Below are 1931 nucleotides of genomic sequence, written 5' to 3' on the forward strand. Positions count from 1 at the left end.
ACATCAAATACGGTTGCTGCACCTTCCGCAAATTTCCCTTCTCCTGCATCAAAGGTTACTCGTACATACCCATCTGGCGTTGGTTGACTTGGATCATCTGTTCGATCAATGACCTTTTCTAAGGTTGTCACTGGTACGGTCACTTTATCTTCTGATCCATCTGGATACGTTACTGTCACTGGTACTTCGACAGTCCCTGGCGTCGTACCATCTGGTAACTTCGCTCCTGGATCAACGGCCACAGTTGGTTGGTCCCCATCTGTAGGATAATTTGGTACAGTTACCGCCTTGGTAACATCTTCTGGTGTCGTTGCTTCCCCATATGGTTTTTCAACCGGCTCTGCTTTTGGCTCGTATTTATCTGCGTCTTCAGGTACTCTTGCAAGAAAACTATCTGCATCAACCGTACCACCATTTACCACTAGCTCTACAGTATAAATTGTATTTTCAGTTAAGTTGTCTGGCACTGTATATTTAGCCGCATCTGTTGCTTGTTCTAAATTTGCAACCTCTTTACGGCTGATTTCTCCTTCTTTATTTCTCCAAACAATCTCTGTTTTTTGTCCAGGATTAAACACTACAGAAACATCACTAATTGCAGTATCTTTAGGCAAAGCCGTATTTAAAGTTGTGTCATAATTTGTTATATTAATATTATATTTTTCCAAATTAGGAACTAACGCAAAATGAACATTGTACGCATACTTTCTATCTCCAGTAATAAATGGATTAGAGTGAGTATAATCTTTTATTGCTCCGTATGCTGGAACCGGGAAATTACTATAAGCGGGTTGCACTTCGTCATTTCCGTTTATTACAAACTGATAAATTGCATCTGTATCAATATTCTTTGTGAAATGTGCAGTGTACTCTCCATCAATAATTGGTGCTACTATAACTTCCTGTATATATTCAGGATGTTCTTTTAATATCGCTAATTGTTCTTTCACTTTATCGTAAGCATTAGTAGCAGACTGAGATGCTAAAAGAGCTGTTTTTCCTTCTGCAGTTAAAGCAGCAGTAACTACTCTAAAGCCATTTTTTGCTTCTTCTGCTGTTTGTTCCACAAAATTTTCACTTACAGAAGTTGGAAAAGTAGTACCAGCTCTAGAGGTTTCCCACCACACTTTTCCTGCAATACGATTTGATTTGTTTATAATATTTGATGGATTTTTATCTGGTCCTTGGTCATCATATACCCATTTTTCTTCTTTATCTCCTACTAAAGTTTTCAGTGTCTCTTCAGAAGGAATTTCAATTACATAAATACTTGCACGCTGTAAGTTTGCTCCTGCAAGATAATAAGCTCCCGCTGTTGTTGGTGTTGAAAAACCAGGTGTATTTCCAACTACTGGACGAAATGTAATTAACTCATTTCCATCTAGTGATAATTGTTTAGGTGCTAGCCATAATTTCAATCTTTGTTTTGAAGTTGGTAGATAGTCAAATTCGTGTTCTACCCCAGTTTCATCTGTCCATGTAGGTAGCTCAAATGCAAAAACTCCATCTCCTCCACCATTAGAAGCAGCTCCTGCTAAGTTATGCGTGACAGCTGAATAAACAGGACTTATTGCTCCATCTGTATCAATCCACTGAGCATTTACTGTATAACCATTCAACTTAGTACTTCCTCCTGTACCTGGTGTATATCCTACAGCTGATTTAGGAGCAAGTTCTAACCAACCACTGATAATATTTTTTCTATTAGTCAACTGTGCTCCTTTGGTTACTTTTCCAGATTTAATAGCATCTACCTCTTGTGGAACAGAAGTAGCATCTCGAGATGCTGTATCTACCTCTGCTGCTACAGTTTCTTCATTTGCTTCATTCGTGGCTGGTGCCTCTGCCGCTACAGTTTCTTCATTTGCTTCATTTGTAACTGGTGCCTCTGCCACTATAGTTTCTTCATTTGCTTCATTTGTAACTGGTGC

Annotated in this window: 1 protein-coding gene; it reads right to left on the bottom strand. The window is 38.8% G+C overall.

Features of this window, described 5'->3' with window-relative positions; all coding sequences use genetic code 11:
- A partial coding sequence (locus tag A5883_RS19215; RefSeq protein ID WP_369596883.1) for a Rib/alpha-like domain-containing protein occupies positions 1–1931 on the bottom strand: 1931 nt, incomplete at both ends.

The organism is Enterococcus sp. 5B3_DIV0040 (assembly GCF_002140755.1).
Classification (GTDB): Bacteria; Bacillota; Bacilli; order Lactobacillales; family Enterococcaceae; genus Enterococcus_D; species Enterococcus_D casseliflavus.